This is a genomic window from Shewanella sp. 8A (assembly GCF_023475945.1).
GTDB lineage: Bacteria > Pseudomonadota > Gammaproteobacteria > Enterobacterales > Shewanellaceae > Shewanella > Shewanella xiamenensis.
Genome location: NZ_JAMDJP010000013.1, coordinates 57,838 through 78,683, shown reverse-complemented (window position 1 = coordinate 78,683; position 20,846 = coordinate 57,838). Strand labels below are relative to the sequence as shown.

The following is a 20,846-nucleotide window of genomic DNA, read 5'->3' as shown; positions in this document are numbered from 1 at the left end:
TATGTATGAAGTTTTAGTGGTTGTTTACTTGTTGGTTGCATTAGGTTTAATTGGCCTAATCTTAATCCAGCAAGGTAAAGGAGCTGATATGGGTGCCTCTTTTGGTGTCGGTGCATCAGGTACCTTATTCGGTTCAAGCGGTTCAGGTAACTTCCTGACACGGACAACGGCGATTCTTGCCATTGCGTTTTTCACGTTGAGTCTGCTGATCGGCAACTTAAGTGCAAACCACGCAAAAAATGAAGATGCATGGAAAAATTTAGGTGCTGATGAACAGGTTACCCAGCCAGTTGATCAAGCAACCGAAAAGTCAGAAACCAAAATTCCTGACTAGTAAAAGGTGTCGCCGAGGTGGTGAAATTGGTAGACGCGCAGCCTTGAGGTGGCTGTGTCCTAACGGACGTGCGGGTTCAAGTCCCGCTCTCGGCACCATAATTAAACTAAGTAAGTCCAAACAAGAACTGACTTAGTTATTGCAAGCAAAGACGATAGTCAATATACTTGCACACAGTTGACGCGGGGTGGAGCAGCTTGGTAGCTCGTCGGGCTCATAACCCGAAGGTCGTCGGTTCAAATCCGGCCCCCGCAACCAGCTCCTAGTAATGAATGTTGTTTAATTCATTATGGTTTACAGGTTCTTGAAGCTAATAACCTCGTCATTACGGGGTTTTTTGTTGTCTGGGACTTTTAAATTTGTCGTATTGTTTACGGCGTTTTACTAGGGCTATTAAGCCCTTTTTTGTTTTTTCGGGGGTCAAATTTGGCAACATTAGAATCCAGACTGGCAGACATGCTCACAGTGCCTGTGGAAGCACTCGGCTTCCAACTTTGGGGCATTGAATATGTTCAAGCGGGTAACCATTCAGTCCTGCGCGTGTTCATTGATGGTGAGAATGGCATCAATATCGAAGATTGTGCCAACGTAAGTCGCCAAGTCAGTGCTGTGCTCGATGTTGAAGACCCTATTTCTACTGAATATACCTTAGAGGTTTCTTCGCCTGGTGTAGATAGACCGCTGTTCACTGCTGAGCAATATGCGTCCTATATCGGCGAGGATGTCAAGCTTCAACTGACTATGCCTGTCGCGGGCAGTCGTAATTTAAAAGGCGCCATTACTCAGGTTGACGGTCAAATGCTGTCGGTGAAAGTAAATGGTAAAGAGCTGGTTGTCGCCTTGGATAATATCCGTAAAGGCAACATCATCGCAAAGTTTTGATGGTTTCAAGGTGAACGAGGCAAGACAAAATGAATAAAGAGATTCTGCTAGTCGCTGAAGCGGTTTCAAATGAAAAGGCCGTTCCACGCGAGAAGATTTTTGAAGCGCTGGAGACTGCTCTGGCTACCGCTACCAAGAAAAAATACGAAGGTGATATCGACGTTCGTGTTGCTATCGACCGTAAAACTGGCGCTTATGAAACTTTCCGCCGTTGGATGGTAATTGATGACAACGGTGTTGCGTTAGAAAATCCATACCGTGAGATTACGCTGGAAGCAGCACGTTTCGAAGATCCAGAGATTCAACCAGGTGAATTTATTGAAGACCAAATTGAATCAGTGGCGTTCGATCGCATTACTACCCAAACCGCTAAGCAAGTGATCGTACAAAAAGTACGTGAAGCTGAGCGTGCGCAAGTGGTTGAGCAGTTCCAAGATAAAGAAGGTGAGCTGATCACTGGTGTCGTTAAGAAAGCAACCCGCGAAAGTGTAGTTGTGGACTTAGGCAACAATGCTGATGGCGTATTATTCCGTGAAGACTTGATTTCACGCGAATCTTTCCGTCCTGGTGATCGTGTTCGTGCATTGCTTTACTCTGTTCGTCCTGAAGCGCGTGGTGCGCAGTTATTTTTAACTCGCACTAAGCCTGACATGCTGATTGAGCTGTTCCGTGTTGAAGTGCCGGAAATTGCCGATGAACTGATCGAAGTGATGGGCGCGGCGCGTGACCCTGGTGCTCGCGCTAAGATCGCAGTGAAATCGAACGATCGTCGTATCGACCCAATTGGTGCTTGCGTTGGTATGCGTGGGGCACGTGTGCAAGCGGTATCGAATGAACTCGGTGGTGAGCGTGTTGATATCGTATTGTGGGATGATAATCCAGCACAATATGTGATCAACGCCATGGCGCCAGCTGATGTGGCTTCTATCATCGTTGATGAAGACAATCACTCAATGGATATCGCTGTTGAAGCGGAAAGTTTAGCTCAGGCTATTGGTCGCAATGGTCAAAACGTGCGTTTAGCGACTCAGTTAACAGGCTGGGAACTGAACGTGATGACAGTGGAAGACATGAATAAGAAACACCAAGCCGAAAGCGCTAAGGTGAAGAGCTTATTTATGAAATCTCTGGATGTAGATGAAGATTTTGCACAAGTACTGGCTGATGAAGGTTTTACTTCGCTCGAAGAAGTGGCTTATGTACCTGTGTCAGAATTATTGGCAATTGATGGCTTTGATGAGGATCTCGTCGAAGCATTACGTGAACGTGCTAAGGCTGCGATCTCAACTCGAGCGCTCGCATCCGAAGAAGCACTAGATGGTGTGGAGCCAAGTGAAGAGTTATTAGCACTTGAAGGTGTTGAAAGACACTTAGCCTATGTTTTAGCGAGCAAAGGTATCGTGACTCTAGAAGACTTGGCTGAACAAGGCATTGATGATTTGATCGAAATTGAAGAATTGACAGAAGAAAAAGCAGGTGAGCTGATCATGGCTGCCCGCAACATCTGTTGGTTTGGCGAAGAAGCATAAGTCGATCAACAGGGGGATTTAACTGATGGCAGATACTACCGTAGAGAAATTGGCCACGGAAGTGGGTAAAAGTGTTGAACGTCTGATTGAGCAATTCTCTCAGGCCGGAATTAAGAAAGGCCACACTGATAACGTGTCTGAAGCTGAGAAGCAGCAGTTACTGGATTATCTGAAGAAGCAACATGGCGCCGATAATGCGCCGACTAAAATGACGCTGCAACGTAAAACCGTATCGACCCTGAGTGTGGCCGGTAATGGTGGTCAATCTAAAGACGTTAAAGTTGAAGTGCGTAAAACCCGTACTTTTGTTAAACGTGATGTGAGTGACGCAGTGCTTAAAGCGGAAGAAGAGGCTAAAGCCAAAGCAGAAGCCGAAGCGAAGGCCAAAGCAGAAGCTGAAGCGAAAGCGAAGGCAGAAGCCGAAGCTAAGGCTAAAGTGGAAGCAGAGGCGAAAGCGAAGGCAGAAGCTGAAGCGAAAGCAAAAGCGAAAGCGGCAGCGGAAGTGAAAGTAGCCAAAGATATGTCACCAGAAGCTGAAGCAGCTCGTTTGGAAGCTGAACGTTTAAAAGCAGTACAAGAAGCTGCGACTAAACGTAAACAAGACGAAGAAGCCGCCAAAGCGGCAGAAAAAGCGCGTCTGTTAGCAGAAGAAAACTCTAAGCGTTGGGCCGAAGAAGAGCGTCAACGTTTAGAAGCTGAGCGCTATAGCGATCACCATATCACTACCTCTAAAGTGGCTCGCGCTGCCGAAGATTCGTCGGATATGGATGAAGAAAAACGTGGCCGTCGTGCGCGTAACAAAAATACCGCCAAAACCAAACGTGGTGGTAAAGATGCTCGCGATGGTCGCGAAAAACACATGCGTAACCGCAGCACAGCGCCAGAATCAATGGCTCATGGCTTCAATAAGCCAGTAGCAGCCGTTAACCGTGATGTGCGTATCGGTGAAACAGTTACAGTAGCAGAACTTGCTCACTTAATGGCAGTTAAAGCGACTGAAATCATCAAGCAAATGATGAAGATGGGCTCAATGGTTACGATCAACCAAGTGTTAGATCAAGAAACTGCCCAATTAGTTGCTGAAGAAATGGGCCACAAAGTGGTACTTATTCGTGAAAACGAATTAGAGCAACAAGTACTTTCTGAGCGTGACGAAGAAGGCGGCGTGAAGCTTGAGCCTCGTGCACCTGTTGTAACCATTATGGGTCACGTTGACCACGGTAAAACATCGCTCCTTGACTATATCCGCCGCGCGAAAGTGGCAGCGGGTGAGGCCGGTGGTATTACTCAGCATATTGGTGCATACCATGTTGAGACCGAAAACGGCATGATCACTTTCTTAGATACCCCTGGTCACGCTGCGTTTACCGCAATGCGTGCTCGTGGTGCTAAGGCGACGGATATCGTTGTACTCGTTGTGGCTGCCGATGACGGTGTTATGCCGCAAACCATTGAAGCGATTCAACATGCTAAAGCGGGTAACGTGCCATTAATTGTTGCAGTTAACAAGATGGACAAGCCAGAAGCCGATATCGACCGCGTGAAGAGCGAATTGTCTCAGCACGGCGTGATGTCTGAAGAATGGGGCGGAGACAACATGTTTGCCTTCGTATCTGCTAAGACGGGTGAAGGCGTTGATGATCTGCTTGAAGGTATTCTGCTACAAGCTGAAGTATTAGAGCTTAAAGCGGTACGTGATGGTATGGCTGCCGGTGTGGTTATTGAGTCTCAACTGGATAAAGGTCGCGGCCCTGTAGCAACGATTCTGGTTCAAGAAGGTACACTGCGCCAAGGTGATATCGTTCTATGTGGTTTAGAGTACGGTAAAATCCGTGCGATGAAGGACGAGAACGGTCGTTCAATCACTGAAGCTGGCCCATCAATCCCTGTTGAGATTTTAGGTCTGTCAGGTGTGCCATCAGCCGGTGATGAAGCAACCGTTGTGCGTGATGAGCGTAAAGCACGTGAAGTTGCGCTGTACCGTCAAGGCAAGTTCCGTGATGTGAAATTAGCGCGTCAGCAGAAGTCTAAGCTGGAAAACATGTTCGCGAACATGACCGAAGGCGAAGTGAAAGAACTGAACATCGTTCTGAAGGCAGACGTTCAAGGTTCACTCGAAGCGATTACCGACTCCTTAATGGGTCTGTCTACCGACGAAGTGAAAGTAAACATCATCGCTCGTGGTGTAGGTGCACTGACTGAAACCGACGCGACCTTAGCTGCGGCTTCTAACGCGATTATGGTTGGCTTTAACGTGCGTGCCGATGCGCAAGCGCGTAAGACTATCGAAAACGAAAGTGTTGACTTACGTTACTACAGCGTTATCTATAATCTGATTGATGAAGTGAAAGCGGCGATGACAGGTATGCTGTCACCTGAGTTCAAACAACAGATTATCGGTCTGGCTGAAGTTCGTGACGTGTTCAAATCACCAAAACTGGGCGCAATCGCTGGTTGTATGGTGACTGAAGGCACCATCAAGCGTAGCGCACCAATTCGCGTTCTGCGTGATAACGTGGTGATCTTCGAAGGTGAACTCGAATCATTACGTCGCTTTAAAGATGACGTTAACGAAGTTCGCAATGGCATGGAATGTGGTATCGGTGTTAAGAACTACAACGATGTCCGCGTGGGTGACCAAATCGAAGTATTCGAAACCGTCGAAGTGGCACGTACACTGTAACGATAAAGAGGGCGGCATTAGCCGCCCTTTCAATTTAATGACATTAGCTATTATGGTAACTCTATTATGGCAAAAGAATTCAGTCGTACACGTCGTATAGGCCAGCAGTTACAGCAAGAGCTGGCTGTTGTCCTACAACGCGACATGAAAGATCCCCGTATTGGTTTTGTGACCGTCAATGACGTTGATGTTTCTCGCGATTTAAGTTACGCCAAAGTCTTTGTCACCTTCTTTGAAGAAGACAAAGAAGTTGTGCAAGAAAAGCTGAACGCGCTGATTGCTGCCGCTCCTTATATTCGCACCTTAGTGGCAGGCCGCATGAAATTGCGCGTGATGCCAGAAATTCGCTTTGTTTACGACAGCTCATTGGTTGAAGGCATGCGTATGTCTAATCTTGTCAGCCAAGTCATCAACAGCGATAAAGCCAAACAACAACAGTTTGGTAGCGCTGAAGATGATGTTGTTGATAATGACATTGACGAGAGCGATGACACCGAAGGTAAAGCGTAATGGCAAGACGTTCAAAGGGCCGCTTTATTGACGGTATTGTATTGTTGGACAAGGCTACTGGCATGAGCTCCAACTTTGCATTACAGCGAGTAAAGCGCTTTTTTAATGCCAACAAAGCGGGGCATACGGGGGCGCTCGATCCACTGGCGACGGGCATGCTGCCAATCTGTTTAGGTGAAGCGACTAAGTTTTCCCAGCATTTGCTCGATTCGGATAAGCGTTATCTGGTCACGGCAAAACTAGGACAACGTACCGATACCAGCGACTCAGACGGCGAAGTCGTACAAACACGCCCGCTCGAGTTTACAGAGGCGCAGTTAATGTCCGCCTTAGCGCATTTCCGTGGCGATACTTTGCAAGTGCCATCCATGTATTCAGCGCTCAAATATCAAGGCCAACCCTTGTATAAGTATGCCCGTGAGGGGATTGAAGTGCCCCGTGAGGCGCGTCCAATCACTGTCTTTGAACTGAACTTCATCGGTCTAGAAGGCGATGAGCTAACCTTAGACATTCATTGCTCTAAGGGCACTTATATTCGCACTATTATTGACGATTTAGGCGAAATGCTCGGTTGTGGCGCCCATGTGATCATGCTGCGCCGTACTCAAGTTGCACATTATCCCTACGATAAAATGGTCACTCTTGAGCAGCTAGAAGCCTTAGTCGCTAAAGCACAGGAACAACAACTTGATCCAAGCAGTTTGTTGGATTCGTTACTGTTACCTATGGATACGGCGGTTGCCGATTTTCCTGAGGTCAATGTCCCTGATGCGAGTGCAGCTTACTTAATGCAAGGTCAAGCGGTGCGAGTCGCGAACTTAGAAGCAAATAAGCTGGTACGGATTACCTTAGGGACTGCACGTCGTTTTGTTGGTATCGGTGAGATGAATGATGATGGCTTACTGGCCCCGAAGCGTTTAGTCGTTATTCACGACGAACCTAAAGCATCTTAATGGATTTGCTCGGATATTATTCCACCGCTTTTATTGCGCATGCCAAAGATTATGGGTAGAATAGCGCGCCCTCTGGCTGAGTTAGTGATCGGCTAGGGATTCACATTTTATATTTGGAGAGACACATGTCACTAAGTACTGAAGCGAAAGCAAAAATCCTGGCTGAATTTGGCCGTGGCGCAAACGACACTGGTTCAACTGAAGTTCAAGTTGCGCTGTTAACTGCTCAAATCAACCATTTGCAAGATCACTTCAAAGAGCACATTCACGATCACCACTCACGTCGTGGTCTGTTACGTATGGTTAGCGCTCGTCGTAAGTTATTAGCTTACCTGAAGCGTACCGAAGCTACACGTTACAATGAGCTGATCCAAAAGTTAGGTTTACGTCGTTAATCTCTCGTCGATTAACGTAAAAAAGGAGGCTAAGCCTCCTTTTTTATTGCCTAAAATTCAGTATGTTGAACTATATCCTCAGTACATTAGGCACCACGTAATCCATCAATCTTACTAATGGTTGCTGTTTGACTGGCAATATATAGCGTCTCAAATTCAGCCTGTGGTAAAGGTTGGCTAAAGTAAAAGCCTTGACCTATCTGGCACTCATTACTCTTAAGCCAATCGAGTTGCAGCTCGTTCTCAATCCCTTCAGCCACAATAGTTAGGTTTAATTGCTTACCTAACATCAAGATTGTTGATGCAATTGCACTATCCTTGGGAAGATCGGAAACAAAGCAGCGATCAATTTTCATGGTGGTGATTGGCAGATGGCGTAAGTAGCATAGGGAGGAATAACCAGTACCAAAATCATCTACCGCGATACCAAATCCTGCCGATTTAAGTTGTTCTAATTTGTTGATAGCAAGTTCTATATCATTCATTAATGAGGTTTCAGTAATCTCTATTTCTAATAACTCTGGTTGAATTTGGTATCGTAGCGCCATTTGTTTGATATCAGAGACTAAGCTTGCGTCGGCAAATTGTTGTGAGGCGACGTTAATTGCGATAGGAATGGCATAGTTATATTTCTTCTGCCACTCCCGCAGTACTCGGCAACTCTGCTCTATCACCCAGCGACCGATAGGGATAATAATGCCGGTTTCCTCTGCCACCGGAATAAAGGATATGGGACTAATTAAGCGGCCATCTTTTTGCCAACGGATTAAGGCTTCACATCCGGTAATTTTACCTGTTTGCAGATCAAGCTTAGGCTGGAAGTAGAGCAGAAATTCATTATTTTTCAGTGCATCATGTAGTGATGCTTCTGTCCGAAGTCTAACCGCAGCTCGTTCTGTCATTTGCTGTTTGAAGAAAGCCCATTGATTAGAACCTGCCGCTTTTGCACTGTACATCGCAATATCAGCATGGCGGATAAGATCTTCGGCGCTATTTCCATCCTCAGGATAGATAGATATTCCGATAGAAGCCGCAGGGTGAATCGCGTGTTCATTCAATTGGATGGGTACATTAAGTTGCACTAAGAGTTTATCGACAAAATCAGCAGCTTGGTCAGGAGAGTGAACTGAGTCGGCTAAAATAACGAATTCATCACCGCCTAGGCGAGATACTGTGCCTTTATCACCCACTACACGTTCGAGGATGCGCGCGATACGGGCGAGGAATTGATCGCCAAGGGCGTGTCCTAGGGAGTCATTAATATTTTTAAAGCGATCTAGGTCGATAAACATCAGCGCAAAGCTACGTTTGTGTACTCTAGAGCGTTGGATTGTGACGGCAATTGTTTCGAGCAGTAAAGTACGATTAGGCAATCCGGTGAGTGGATCTCGTGTTGCCATTTTTCGAAGTTTTGACTGGGTTTGACTAAATTGAATTAAGATCTGATTAAATTTCGACGTTACCAGTCCCAATTCATCATCCTTATGGGCATTGGACATGGGGAGCAGGTTTTCGTCGGGCGAATCGGGTGCGATTTTATCGATTGCTTCACTTATCCGGGCTATCGGCTGGGTTAAGAAGCGGTGGAAGACGACAGATAATACCAAGGTGAGCAAAAGTGCACGGGCTAAGGTTGCAAAAAAACTAAACCTGAGTTGGCTAAAGAGGGTATTAGTCAGTTCCTGTGTGTCATAGAAAATAGTCAATGTGCCAATAAGCTGTTGTTTTTGTGTGCCTTCGAAATAGAAGGGACGATACAGTGGGCGTGAAATTTCTTTAAGATCATCAAACAGTTTATTGCTGAGGCTTATAAAAGTTTGTGAGCTGGTTTTTTGATTATTACTCACTGACACAAACATGGAGCCATCATCGAGTTCGATGACTGCTGAGCCTACATGCTCAACTTTTATTGCACATTCTAAGGTTTGTCTTGCGAGATTATCATCTAGTGCCCAAACGGCATTAGCAGAGGGTTGTTCTACCGAATCGAGTAATTCCTGTTGAGTGGTCGTGAGTTGATGTTTGGTGGACACTACCACAAGGGCAATTTCAACAATAAAAATAGCGATAGCAAAAAATAACGCAGTAAAAACGACGAGGTTAGTCTGTTTCCAAGTTAGGGATTTAAAACGACCCGTCATTCAGATCTTCCTTTTAATTGTTATTTTTCACCAGAGGGGATTGCCTATATCACTGTAGAGCATAACTCTTTGTTGATTTAACCACTTTAGTGAAAAGATAGCCGTTTGTCATCATTATCTGCTCTTTATCTATGGTTCATAATTGCAGTATACTTACGCGCGTAATTCAAGGTCATTAATTAAGGAATGGGTCACGTGAATCCAATTGTAAAGAGTTTTGAGTATGGTCAACATACAGTCACCCTGGAAACAGGCGTTATAGCGCGTCAAGCTGATGCAGCCGTGTTAGCGAGTATGGGTGACACGACAGTGTTAGTCACTGTTGTAGGTAAAAAAGAAGCCGATGCAGGCCGTGACTTCTTTCCTCTGACTGTTAACTATCAAGAAAAGAGCTATGCAGCGGGTAAAATTCCTGGTGGTTTCTTTAAGCGTGAAGGCCGTCCTTCAGAAGATGAGACATTAATCGCTCGCCTGATCGACCGTCCAATTCGTCCTCTTTTCCCTAATGGTTTCACCAACGAAGTTCAAGTTATCATCACTGTGGTATCTGTCGATCCACAAATCGAGCCCGATATTATTTCGATGATCGGTACTTCGGCGGCGCTTGCCATTTCGGGTATTCCATTCAGCGGTCCATTAGGTGCGGCGCGTGTGGGTTACATCAATGGCGAATACGTACTGAACCCAACAGTGACTCAGTTAGAAAGCAGCCAACTAAACTTGGTTGTTGCAGGTACTGAGAGCGCGGTATTGATGGTTGAGTCAGAAGCTCAAGCCTTACCAGAAGAAGTGATGTTAGGCTCAGTGGTTTATGGTCACGACCAACAACAAGTGGTTATCAAAGCGATTGCTGAATTCAAAGCAGAAGCCGGTAAACCAGCTTGGAATTGGACTGCTCCAGTGCAAGATGAAACGCTGGTTGCTCAAATCAAAGCGCTTGCTGAAGCGGGTTTAGGCGATGCGTATAAAATCCAAGTAAAGCAAGATCGTTATGCTCAAGTTGCTGTTGTTAAAGCTGCAACGAAAGAAGCGTTATTAGCAAGCAATCCTAATATTGATTTACGTGAAGTTGATGGTCTGCTCGGTAGCTTAGAGAAGAAAGTAGTTCGTGGTCGCATCATCCGTGGTGAGCCGCGTATCGATGGTCGTGAGCCAGATATGATTCGCGCATTAAGCGTATTGGCAGGCGTATTACCACGTACCCACGGTAGTGCACTGTTTACCCGTGGCGAAACCCAAGCGCTGGTGACTTGTACTTTAGGTACTGAGCGTGACGCACAGAAGATTGATAGCATTATGGGCGAGCGCACTAGCCGCTTCATGCTGCACTACAACTTCCCTCCTTATTCTGTTGGTGAGACAGGTATGGTGGGTTCACCTAAGCGTCGTGAAATCGGCCACGGCAAGTTAGCATGGCGCGGTATCAACGCAGTAATGCCTTCTGCTGAAGAGTTCCCATACAGTGTACGTGTGGTTTCTGAAATCACTGAATCTAACGGTTCAAGCTCTATGGCATCAGTCTGTGGTACGTCTCTTGCGCTGATGGATGCGGGTGTACCTATCAAGACTTCTGTAGCGGGTATCGCTATGGGTCTAGTGAAAGAAGGCGATGACTTTGTGGTTCTGTCTGACATCTTAGGTGATGAAGACCACTTAGGTGACATGGACTTCAAAGTAGCCGGTACCCGTGACGGTGTGACTGCACTGCAGATGGATATCAAGATCGAAGGTATTACCAAAGAAATCATGGAAATTGCACTGCAACAAGCCTATGGCGCACGTGTACATATCCTAAACGTGATGGATCAAGCGATTGGTTCGCACCGTGATGATATCTCTGACCATGCTCCACGTATCACAACTATCAAGATCAACCCAGAGAAGATCCGTGATGTTATCGGTAAAGGCGGCGCGGTAATTCGTGCACTGACTGAAGAAACCGGCACTACTATCGAGCTTGAAGATGACGGTACAGTTAGAATTGCTTCTTCTAATGGTGAAGCCACCAAAGAAGCTATCCGTCGTATCGAAGAAATCACTTCAGAAGTTGAAGTGGGTCGTATCTACAACGGTAAAGTTATCCGTATCGTTGACTTCGGTGCCTTCGTTAACATTCTGCCAGGTAAAGATGGTTTAGTGCACATTTCGCAAATCAGCGATGAGCGTGTTGCTAACGTCTCTGACCACCTTGAACTGAACCAAGAAGTCACCGTTAAAGTGATGGAAGTGGATCGTCAAGGCCGTGTAAGACTGTCAATCAAAGAAGCACAGACTAAAGAGCCAGCTGCTGAATAATGGTCTAAACAGACATTATCGGTGTCAGTTTCGACGTGACGTGACTAAAAGGAGATCAATTGATCTCCTTTTTGTTTGTTTGGGTTTAATAAAGTTGTGTTTAATGCTATTCCTCAATAGCAGTCCAGTTGTGGGATTGCTATCATGAACATTCTTCTGCGTGAGTTGGGAATCTAAAAAGGTAGAAATGGATGAGTCTTAAAATTAGAACCGCTGTTGTTGCTGTGCTGGCGGGTGCCAGCTTGATGTTGGCTGGATGTGCGACCACTCAATCCCCCTTAGACAACCAAAATGACGTTGAAGGTAAATTGGTTATCGCCCCGGTGATGACTGATTATAAAGTCGAGGTGACCCTTGCTAAGCTCAATGAGATTTTATCAGCTGTTGAATTGACCAACGAGCAGCGCGCTCGTTTCCATTATGATCGTGGGGTAATTTACGACAGCGTGGGCTTGCGTTTAATGGCGCGCATCGATTTTATGCAAGCGCTAAAATTGCAACCAGACTTAGCCGATGCCTATAATTTCCTTGGTATTTATTATACCCAAGAGGGGGAATACGATAGTGCCTATGAGGCGTTTGATGGTGTATTAGAGTTATCGCCAAACTATGATTATGCCTACTTGAATCGTGGTATCGCGCTTTATTATGGTGACCGTAACGATCTTGCCTTAAAAGATATGCAATCCTTCTATGCTGCCGATAATAAAGATGGTTACCGAGCATTATGGTTGTATTTGATCCAATCAAAGGATAATGCCGTTGAGGCTAAACGCCAGCTACAGGAACACCGTAAGGGGCTTGAAGCGGATGCATGGTCAACCGTGATTGTTGATTATTATTTGGGCGTTAAGAGTCGTGAACAGGTATTTGCCGATGCCAAGTTAGGCCTCACTCATCCTAAAGAATATGCTGAACGTTTATGTGAAGCTTATTTCTATCTTGCCAAAATGGCTATTGCCAATAAGCAATATCAAGAGGCTGCAAATTATTTCCGTCTCGCCCTTGCGACTAATATTTATGACTTTGTTGAGCACAGATATGCGCGAATTGAGCTGGCAAAGGTCAAAGGGTTGCTCGAAGGCACAAAATAAGTCTTATCGCCCGAGGCTCATCTTGGGCTTTGCCTAGCCAAGCACGCACTGAGGCGCTATAATTTGCGCCTTTTTTAGCGATACGAGTGCATAGGTTAAATGTCAGACAATAAAGTAGAGGTCGATAAACGTCGCACCTTCGCGATTATATCGCACCCCGACGCGGGTAAAACCACCATTACCGAAAAAGTGCTGTTATTCGGAAACGCGCTGCAGAAAGCGGGTACCGTTAAGGGCAAAAAGTCGGGTCAGCACGCTAAGTCTGACTGGATGGAAATGGAAAAAGACCGTGGTATTTCGATTACAACGTCTGTCATGCAGTTTCCCTATGGTGGCGCGCTCGTTAACCTACTCGACACCCCTGGCCACGAAGACTTCTCGGAAGATACTTACCGCACCTTAACGGCGGTCGACTCTTGCTTGATGGTTATCGACTCCGCAAAGGGTGTTGAAGATCGTACCATCAAATTGATGGAAGTGACCCGTCTGCGCGATACACCTATCGTGACCTTTATGAACAAACTCGACCGTGATATTCGCGATCCTATCGAACTGATGGATGAGGTCGAGAACGTACTTAATATCGCCTGTGCGCCTATTACTTGGCCTATTGGTAGCGGTAAAGAATTTAAGGGTGTTTACCATATTCTGCGCGATGAAGTGGTGCTATACCAAAGCGGTTTGGGACACACAATTCAAGAGCGCCGTGTAATTGAAGGTATCGATAACCCTGATCTGGATAAAGCGATTGGCAGCTATGCCGCTGATCTGCGTGATGAAATGGAACTGGTTCGCGGAGCATCAAACGAGTTTGATCATCAAGCCTTCTTAAAGGGTGAGCTTACGCCAGTGTTCTTCGGTACCGCATTAGGTAACTTCGGTGTTGACCATATCCTCGATGGTATTGTGGAGTGGGCACCTAAACCGCTACCTCGTGAAAGTGATGTGCGGATGATCATGCCTGACGAAGAAAAATTCACCGGTTTTGTGTTTAAAATTCAAGCAAACATGGATCCTAAACACCGTGACCGTGTTGCCTTTATGCGTGTTTGCTCTGGTCGCTATGAGCAAGGCATGAAGATGCACCATGTACGCATCGGCAAAGATGTTAACGTCAGCGATGCGTTGACCTTTATGGCGGGCGACCGTGAGCGCGCTGAAGTGGCGTATCCTGGTGATATTATTGGTTTACATAACCACGGAACCATTCGTATCGGCGATACGTTCACTCAAGGTGAAAAGTTCCGCTTTACCGGTGTACCTAACTTTGCGCCCGAAATGTTCCGCCGTATTCGTCTGCGCGATCCGCTCAAGCAAAAGCAATTACTTAAGGGCTTAGTTCAGCTATCTGAAGAAGGGGCTGTGCAGGTGTTTCGTCCTTTAGATACCAATGACTTGATCGTGGGTGCCGTGGGTGTACTCCAGTTTGAAGTGGTTGTTGGCCGCTTAAAGAGCGAGTACAACGTTGAGGCAATTTACGAAGGTATTAGCGTTTCAACTGCGCGCTGGGTTTATTGTAAAGATGAGCGTAAGCTAGAAGAGTTCCGCCGCAAGTGTAGCCAAAACTTGGCGCTCGACGGTGGTGATAACTTAACTTACATTGCGCCAACTATGGTTAACTTAAATCTTTCAATGGAAAGATACCCTGATATCGAGTTCGCTAAAACGCGCGAGCACTAACAGGTAAGTAGCTCTAGGGTTAAAGGCGGTGATTCACCGCCTTTTTTGTATCTAAAATTTGTGAGGTGACTGATGATAAGTTGGATAACTCGCGCGTGGCAGGCTTATATCCGTTGGTGCGACAAGATGGGACTCACGCCCGAGAATCGCCGTTGTTGCATGCCAAGATTAGAAGATCCGCCACTAATTCGAACTAAAGCTGATTGTCAAATAAAAGCGCAATCATCGAATGGAGACACAAAAACGGAGTGACAGATTGATGATGCTAGATACTCACGCGCACCTCGATTTTGTCGAGTTTGATAGTGACCGCGATCAAGTCATACAGCGTATGCATCATGCGGGCATCGATAATCTGATTATCCCAGGAGTATCACCACAACACTGGACTAAACAATTGGCCATTGCTGAGCAATACCAGTGTTATTTTGCCTTAGGGATCCACCCTTGGTTTTGCCCGGAAGATGTTGATAAGGCCATCACAGAATTAACATTACAGGTTGCTCAGTTACGAGAATGTCCCCGTTTTGTTGCCATTGGTGAGTGTGGGTTAGACAAACTTTATGCTGACAATTGGAGCAACCAGTTAGCATTTTTTGACGCTCAGTTGGCGCTTGCTTATGAGCAGAATTTGCCCGTTATCGTCCATGCGGTAAAGGCACATCAAGAGGTGCTATTCCATTTAAAGCGCCATAAACTCCCAAAAGCGGGCGTAATACACGCCTTTTCTGGCAGTCCTGATATTGCACTCGAATACACTAAGCTAGGTTTTAAACTAGGCATTGGTGGTTTAGTGATGAATCCGAATGCGAAAAAACTGCTCAAAACTGTCAGTGAATTGCCCTTAGAAAGTTTCCTACTTGAGACTGATTCTCCTGCCATGACTCCGCTAAATGTTACCGAAAAACGCAATCAACCCGCTAATGCTGTACTTTTTATAGACAAAATTGCAACTTTGCAAAAAAAATCTAGTGTTCTAATATCAGAACACTTGGTGTCGAATGCAATGCAACTGTTTGACCTTTAGTTGTTTTTGGTTAAACAGGTGTATGTCGCAATAGCATTTTGCTCTAAGCGATTGAAATTAAACTCCAAAATTTTGATCAAAACGACGATTTTCGACTTTCTCTCGGGTATAATCTGACTCGGAAATAGGTTGATTAACAACATAATTAAAAAGTGTTAACAATAGGGTGATGGTTAATGAATATATTGATGAGCTTAGTAGGGGTGGTCGTCCTACTTGCGATAGGTTTCCTCCTATCGAATAACAAAAAAGCAATTAACTTGCGTACTGTGGGTGGGGCATTAGCCATCCAAGCTGCCTTCGGTGGTTTTGTACTGTACGTTCCTGTCGGTAAAGATATCCTGAAAGGTGTATCTGACGCCGTATCTAGCGTTATCGGTTATGCACAAAACGGTATCGGTTTCCTGTTCGGTGATTTAGCTAACTTCAAACTTGGCTTTATCTTCGCGGTAAACGTGTTGCCAGTTATTGTGTTCTTCTCTTCTCTAATCGCCGTTCTGTACTATTTAGGCGTAATGCAGTGGATCATCCGTATCATCGGTGGTGGTCTGCAAAAAGCATTAGGCACAAGCCGTACTGAATCTATGTCTGCGACTGCTAACATCTTCGTTGGTCAAACTGAAGCGCCGTTAGTTGTTCGTCCATTCATTCCTACTATGACTCAATCAGAACTGTTTGCGATCATGGTGGGTGGTTTAGCTTCTATTGCAGGTTCAGTACTGGCTGGTTACGCGCAAATGGGCGTGCCTATTGAGTACTTAGTTGCTGCGTCATTCATGGCGGCACCAGGTGGTCTATTAATGGCTAAACTGATGCACCCAGAAACTGAAGTTGCTAAAAACGACATGGATGAATTACCAGAAGATCCTGATAAGCCAGCTAACGTATTAGACGCTGCTGCTGCGGGTGCTTCATCTGGTATGCATTTAGCGCTGAACGTAGGTGCAATGCTGTTAGCCTTCGTTGGCTTGATCGCTATGATCAACGGCATCATCGGTGGTGTAGGTGGTTGGTTTGGTGTTGAAGGTTTAACACTGGAACTGATCCTTGGCTATGTGTTCATGCCTTTAGCATTCCTTATCGGTGTGCCTTGGAATGAAGCATTAGTTGCTGGTTCTTTCATTGGTCAAAAGATCATTGTTAACGAATTCGTAGCTTACCTGAACTTTGCTCCATACTTAAAAGACATCGCTGATGGCGGTATGGTTGTGGCTGAAACTGGTTTAGCTATGACCGACAGAACCAAAGCGATTGTTTCGTTTGCACTGTGTGGTTTTGCGAACTTGTCTTCTATCGCGATTCTGTTGGGTGGTTTAGGTGCTATGGCTCCTAACCGTCGTCACGATTTAGCTAAAATGGGTATTCGTGCGGTTATCGCAGGCTCGTTAGCTAACTTAATGAGTGCAACAATTGCGGGTCTGTTCTTAGCTATCTAAGCACAGAAACGTTGGGGAGAGATTCCCCACTAACTAGGTCCTGACCATGCAGGGCAGGACCTAAGTTAATTCAACCATTTTCCAGTAGTGATTCCTGTAGTGAATAGTTTCTCCGATTGTATAGGTCAGATTACAACTAAACTTTAGCTGTGATGCTGTCTTACGGTCGTGACGTACGGTTAAGTTAATTAGTCGTAAACAATAAGTCGCGACTTTGTTCACAATTAAGAATTTTGTGTTCGTGATTTTACGCAAGATTATTGAGATTTTTTTTAATCGAGGTAAAATGCGAGCGCCACAAAAAGAACGCTACCCTAGACGGTAGCAACCAAAATAATGGGGTTGATGATGAAAAACGTTAAAACTTTAGCTTTAGCCGCTACAGCAGTAGCAGCAATCTCCGGCAACGCATTTGCTGCAGACCGTACTGACCTTCACGGTTCTGACTACAAGTGGATGCAGTTCAACGCTATGTACTCTATCGGCGAAAAGCCTGATAACCCAGCTACTGGCGACCAACACAACTACTTAGAAATGGAGTTCGGCGGCCGTTCTGGTGTATTCGATCTCTATGGTTATGTTGACGTATTCAACTTAGCAAACCAATCAAGCAGCAACGGTGACAAGAACCCAGGTTCTGGCACTAGCAAACTGTTCATGAAATTTGCTCCACGTGTTTCTATCGATGCATTAACGGGTAAAGATTTATCTTTCGGCCCAGTACAAGAAGTTTACTTCTCTACTCTGTTCAACTGGGATGGTCTGAACGGTGAAGGCGTTAACTCTACTTTCTGGGGTGTTGGTGCTGACGTAAACGTGCCTTGGTTAGGCAAAACAGGTATGAACCTGTACGGTTTCTACGACATGAACGCTAAAGAGTGGAACGGTTACCAATTCTCTGCTAACTGGTTCAAGCCTTTCTACTTCTTCGACAACAAGAGCTTCCTGTCATTCCAAGGTTATATCGATTACCAATTCGGTGCTGACGAAGACAAGACTGCTTTCGTACCAAAAACCTCTAACGGTGGTAACATCTTCTTCGGTCTATACTGGCACTCAGATCGTTACGCTCTGGGCTATGGCCTGAAAGGCTTCAAAGACGTTTACCTGTTAGAAGACGGTGCTGGTGCACTGGCTCTAGAATCAACAGGTTGGTCACACTACCTGTCTGCTACTTACAAGTTTTAATTTCTTGTAAGAGCCGTTGGAGCCGCGATGGCGGCTCCATCTTTTATGTGTCATGAATCTTTATCTAAACCCATTTATAATTTGAGCAGTGCGTTTATATAAAGGTTTGTGTTTTTCTCGCGCTAAAACGGATTTTTCGCGGAAAAGTAGGAACAAGATATTATTCGTCTCCTCTCTTCCGGTCTTCAAGGATTCAAGTCGTGATCACTTATAGTCAATTTAAGTGTCAGGATGCCTAGTTATGTATAGGCAAGATTGAATACCTAATAAATATGTAATTTGCCCTACACAAATTACTCGGCATCGCCTGAAGGCCCGGCCATATAAAAATAATCAAAATAATGCCACCTCTAAGCGTTGCTTATAAGCGACTGATTTCTATTTATTTGTTTTTTCTTTTGGAGAGCTATTATGACTGATTTAAAAAAAGCAGCACAACGCGCCATCGAACTTATGGATTTAACCACCTTAAATGATGACGATACCGATCAGAAGGTGATCGACCTGTGTCACAAAGCGGTAACGCCAGCGGGTAATACTGCTGCCATCTGTATCTATCCTCGCTTCATTCCTATCGCACGTAAGACCCTCGATGAATTGGGCGCCGAAGACATTCAAATCGCGACAGTAACCAACTTCCCACACGGTAACGACGATATCGCTATTGCGGTATTAGAAACCCGTGCAGCGGTTGCCTATGGCGCCGATGAAGTGGATGTGGTATTTCCATACCGCGCGCTGATGGAAGGCAACGAAACAGTCGGCTATGAGTTAGTCAAAGCCTGTAAAGAAGCCTGTGGCGAAGTATTGCTGAAAGTCATCATTGAATCGGGTGTATTAGCCGATCCTGCGCTTATTCGCCGCGCCTCTGAACTGTCTATCGATGCCGGAGCTGATTTTATTAAGACGTCTACCGGTAAAGTGCCTGTCAACGCAACCCTTGAAGCGGCTGAAATCATGCTGACTGTGATCAGTGAGAAGAACACCAAAGTAGGCTTTAAGCCTGCTGGCGGCGTACGTGATGCTGCTCAAGCTGCAGAGTTTTTAGGTGTGGCTGAGCGTATTCTTGGTGCGGATTGGGTCTCTCCACGTACCTTTAGATTTGGTGCTTCAAGCTTACTCAATAGCTTGTTACACACGTTAGAATTAGCCGATGCGCCTAAGCCGACTCAAGGCTATTAATCGAACATTGCATCTCGATTAATACCAAAATCGTATATCGAAACTAATTAAGTGTGACCTAAATCTAGTTGGAAACATCAAAACTTCGATAGCATGTGATTGTAATATTGCTACAGTTTTGATGTTTCATTGCAAAGCTAAATAACGGATATGTTGTATTAGTATTTAGCTTGGAGGCAGTATCATGTTTCTAGCTCAAGAAATTATACGTAAGAAACGCAATGGGTTAGCCTTAAGTACCGAAGAGATCCAGTTCTTCGTTAAGGGCATTACCACTAATGCAGTGTCGGAAGGTCAGATCGCCGCATTAGGCATGGCTGTGTATTTCAATGACATGAATATGGATGAAAGAATCGCTTTGACTACGGCAATGCGCGATTCTGGCACTGTACTCAATTGGCAATCACTTGGTCTTAATGGCCCAGTCATCGATAAACACAGTACAGGTGGTGTCGGTGATGTGATTAGTCTTATGCTCGGCCCTATGGCCGCTGCCTGCGGTGGTTATGTGCCGATGATTTCGGGTCGCGGACTCGGACATACAGGCGGTACGCTCGATAAGTTCGACGCTATTCCCGGTTATCAAACCGAACCTTCGAGTGAATTGTTCCGCAAAGTGGTTAAAGACGTTGGTGTGGCGATTATTGGCCAAACTGGCGATCTGGTCCCCGCCGATAAACGTTTCTACTCCATCCGTGACAACACTGCGACCGTCGAATCCATCTCCCTCATTACCGCCTCTATTCTCTCTAAGAAATTAGCTTGTAGTCTCGATGCATTGGCGATGGACGTTAAAGTCGGTAGCGGCGCATTTATGCCAACTTACGAAGCCTCTGAAGAGCTTGCTCGCAGCATTGCAGCGGTAGCCAATGGCGCAGGTACTAAAACGACGGCCTTACTCACCGACATGAACCAAGTATTAGCCTCATGTGCGGGTAATGCGGTTGAAGTGAAAGAAGCCATCGACTTCTTAACCGGTGCTTACCGTAATCCTCGTCTGTACGCTGTGACTATGGGTCTTTGCGCCGAGATGTTACTCCTTGGTGGCTTAGCGACTGATGAAGCGGATGCCCGTGCCAAGTTAAACCGTGTACTCGATAATGGCCGTGCTGCCGAGATCTTTGGCAAGATGGTTTCAGGCCTCGGTGGCCCCGTCGATTTTGTCGAAAACTACAGTAAGTACTTACCGCAATCGCAAATTATTCGCCCTGTCTTTGCGGATACCCAAGGTTATGCCTACAGCATGGATACCCGCGAACTCGGTTTAGCCGTGGTTACCTTAGGTGGTGGTCGTCGCAAACCTGGTGATGCACTCGACTACAGTGTTGGTTTGACGCAAGTCTGTGCCCTTGGCGATAAAATTGATGCTTCTACGCCGATTGCTGTGATCCACGCGCAATCTGAAGAAGCCTTTGCGCAGGCAGAAGAAGCGGTGAAAAAAGCGATTCATATCGATGAAGTCGCTCCAGAAAAAACACCTGAGATCTATGCTTATATTCGAGCTTCGGATCTTTAAG

Annotated in this window: 17 protein-coding genes and 2 tRNA genes; 18 read left to right on the top strand and 1 reads right to left on the bottom strand. The window is 45.7% G+C overall.

From position 1 onward, the window contains the following. Position 1: 1 nt before the first annotated feature. From secG to rpsO, 9 genes are all read left to right on the top strand, one after another. The gene (gene secG, locus M0413_RS12000) at positions 2 to 334 is read left to right on the top strand and encodes a preprotein translocase subunit SecG (protein ID WP_249554364.1); all 333 of its coding nucleotides are present in this window, start codon (positions 2 to 4) and stop codon (positions 332 to 334) included. A gap of 11 nt (positions 335 to 345) precedes the next feature. Then, positions 346 to 432, top strand: a tRNA-Leu gene (locus M0413_RS11995). A gap of 83 nt (positions 433 to 515) precedes the next feature. Further along, positions 516 to 592 (top strand) — tRNA-Met (locus tag M0413_RS11990). A gap of 168 nt (positions 593 to 760) precedes the next feature. After that, positions 761 to 1,216, top strand: a complete 456-nt coding sequence (gene rimP / locus M0413_RS11985; RefSeq protein ID WP_047535349.1) for a ribosome maturation factor RimP — start codon at positions 761 to 763, stop codon at positions 1,214 to 1,216. A 29-nt stretch (positions 1,217 to 1,245) separates the two neighbouring features. Next, entirely contained in the window at positions 1,246 to 2,745 is a 1,500-nt protein-coding gene (gene nusA, locus M0413_RS11980; RefSeq protein ID WP_037415246.1) for a transcription termination factor NusA, read from the top strand. A 25-nt stretch (positions 2,746 to 2,770) separates the two neighbouring features. Then, positions 2,771 to 5,428: a translation initiation factor IF-2 gene (gene infB / locus M0413_RS11975; RefSeq protein WP_037415258.1), complete on the top strand. Its 2,658-nt coding sequence runs from the start codon at positions 2,771 to 2,773 to the stop codon at positions 5,426 to 5,428. 66 nt (positions 5,429 to 5,494) lie between these two features. After that, positions 5,495 to 5,938, top strand: a complete 444-nt coding sequence (gene rbfA, locus M0413_RS11970) for a 30S ribosome-binding factor RbfA (RefSeq protein WP_047535354.1) — start codon at positions 5,495 to 5,497, stop codon at positions 5,936 to 5,938. Further along, positions 5,938 to 6,891 (top strand): tRNA pseudouridine(55) synthase TruB, encoded by a 954-nt coding sequence (gene truB, locus M0413_RS11965; protein ID WP_037429691.1) that lies wholly within the window; start codon positions 5,938 to 5,940, stop codon positions 6,889 to 6,891. The genes rbfA and truB overlap by 1 nt, the downstream gene beginning before the upstream one ends. A 125-nt stretch (positions 6,892 to 7,016) precedes the next feature. Then, a complete protein-coding gene (gene rpsO, locus M0413_RS11960; protein ID WP_037415266.1) occupies positions 7,017 to 7,286 on the top strand; it encodes a 30S ribosomal protein S15 in 270 nt (89 codons plus the stop codon). A gap of 86 nt (positions 7,287 to 7,372) precedes the next feature. On the opposite strand, the gene M0413_RS11955 is transcribed toward rpsO, so the two are convergent. Next, complete coding sequence (locus M0413_RS11955) at positions 7,373 to 9,427, bottom strand: putative bifunctional diguanylate cyclase/phosphodiesterase (RefSeq protein ID WP_249554363.1); 2,055 nt, start codon at positions 9,425 to 9,427, stop codon at positions 7,373 to 7,375. 195 nt (positions 9,428 to 9,622) lie between these two features. On the opposite strand from M0413_RS11955, the gene pnp reads away from it, so the two are divergent. From pnp to deoA, 9 genes are all read left to right on the top strand, one after another. After that, complete coding sequence (gene pnp, locus M0413_RS11950) at positions 9,623 to 11,722, top strand: polyribonucleotide nucleotidyltransferase (protein ID WP_144345730.1); 2,100 nt, start codon at positions 9,623 to 9,625, stop codon at positions 11,720 to 11,722. A 191-nt stretch (positions 11,723 to 11,913) separates the two neighbouring features. Next, positions 11,914 to 12,816: a lipoprotein NlpI gene (nlpI, locus tag M0413_RS11945; RefSeq protein WP_037429687.1), complete on the top strand. Its 903-nt coding sequence runs from the start codon at positions 11,914 to 11,916 to the stop codon at positions 12,814 to 12,816. 99 nt (positions 12,817 to 12,915) lie between these two features. Beyond that, the gene (prfC, locus tag M0413_RS11940; RefSeq protein ID WP_037415348.1) at positions 12,916 to 14,496 is read left to right on the top strand and encodes a peptide chain release factor 3; all 1,581 of its coding nucleotides are present in this window, start codon (positions 12,916 to 12,918) and stop codon (positions 14,494 to 14,496) included. 69 nt (positions 14,497 to 14,565) lie between these two features. Then, positions 14,566 to 14,748 carry a DUF5363 family protein gene (locus tag M0413_RS23025; protein ID WP_306299126.1) on the top strand — a complete coding sequence of 61 codons (183 nt, stop codon included), beginning with the start codon at positions 14,566 to 14,568 and terminating at the stop codon, positions 14,746 to 14,748. 10 nt (positions 14,749 to 14,758) lie between these two features. Further along, positions 14,759 to 15,523: a TatD family hydrolase gene (locus M0413_RS11935; protein ID WP_172587603.1), complete on the top strand. Its 765-nt coding sequence runs from the start codon at positions 14,759 to 14,761 to the stop codon at positions 15,521 to 15,523. 176 nt (positions 15,524 to 15,699) lie between these two features. Next, positions 15,700 to 16,959 (top strand): NupC/NupG family nucleoside CNT transporter, encoded by a 1,260-nt coding sequence (locus tag M0413_RS11930; RefSeq protein WP_037415347.1) that lies wholly within the window; start codon positions 15,700 to 15,702, stop codon positions 16,957 to 16,959. 348 nt (positions 16,960 to 17,307) lie between these two features. Then, positions 17,308 to 18,147, top strand: a complete 840-nt coding sequence (locus M0413_RS11925; RefSeq protein WP_037415346.1) for a nucleoside-specific channel-forming Tsx family protein — start codon at positions 17,308 to 17,310, stop codon at positions 18,145 to 18,147. A gap of 411 nt (positions 18,148 to 18,558) precedes the next feature. Then, positions 18,559 to 19,329, top strand: a complete 771-nt coding sequence (gene deoC, locus M0413_RS11920; RefSeq protein WP_011625501.1) for a deoxyribose-phosphate aldolase — start codon at positions 18,559 to 18,561, stop codon at positions 19,327 to 19,329. Between the two features lie 184 nt (positions 19,330 to 19,513). Beyond that, positions 19,514 to 20,845, top strand: coding sequence for a thymidine phosphorylase (deoA, locus tag M0413_RS11915; RefSeq protein WP_037415345.1), 1,332 nt, complete (start codon positions 19,514 to 19,516; stop codon positions 20,843 to 20,845). Position 20,846: the final 1 nt, after the last annotated feature.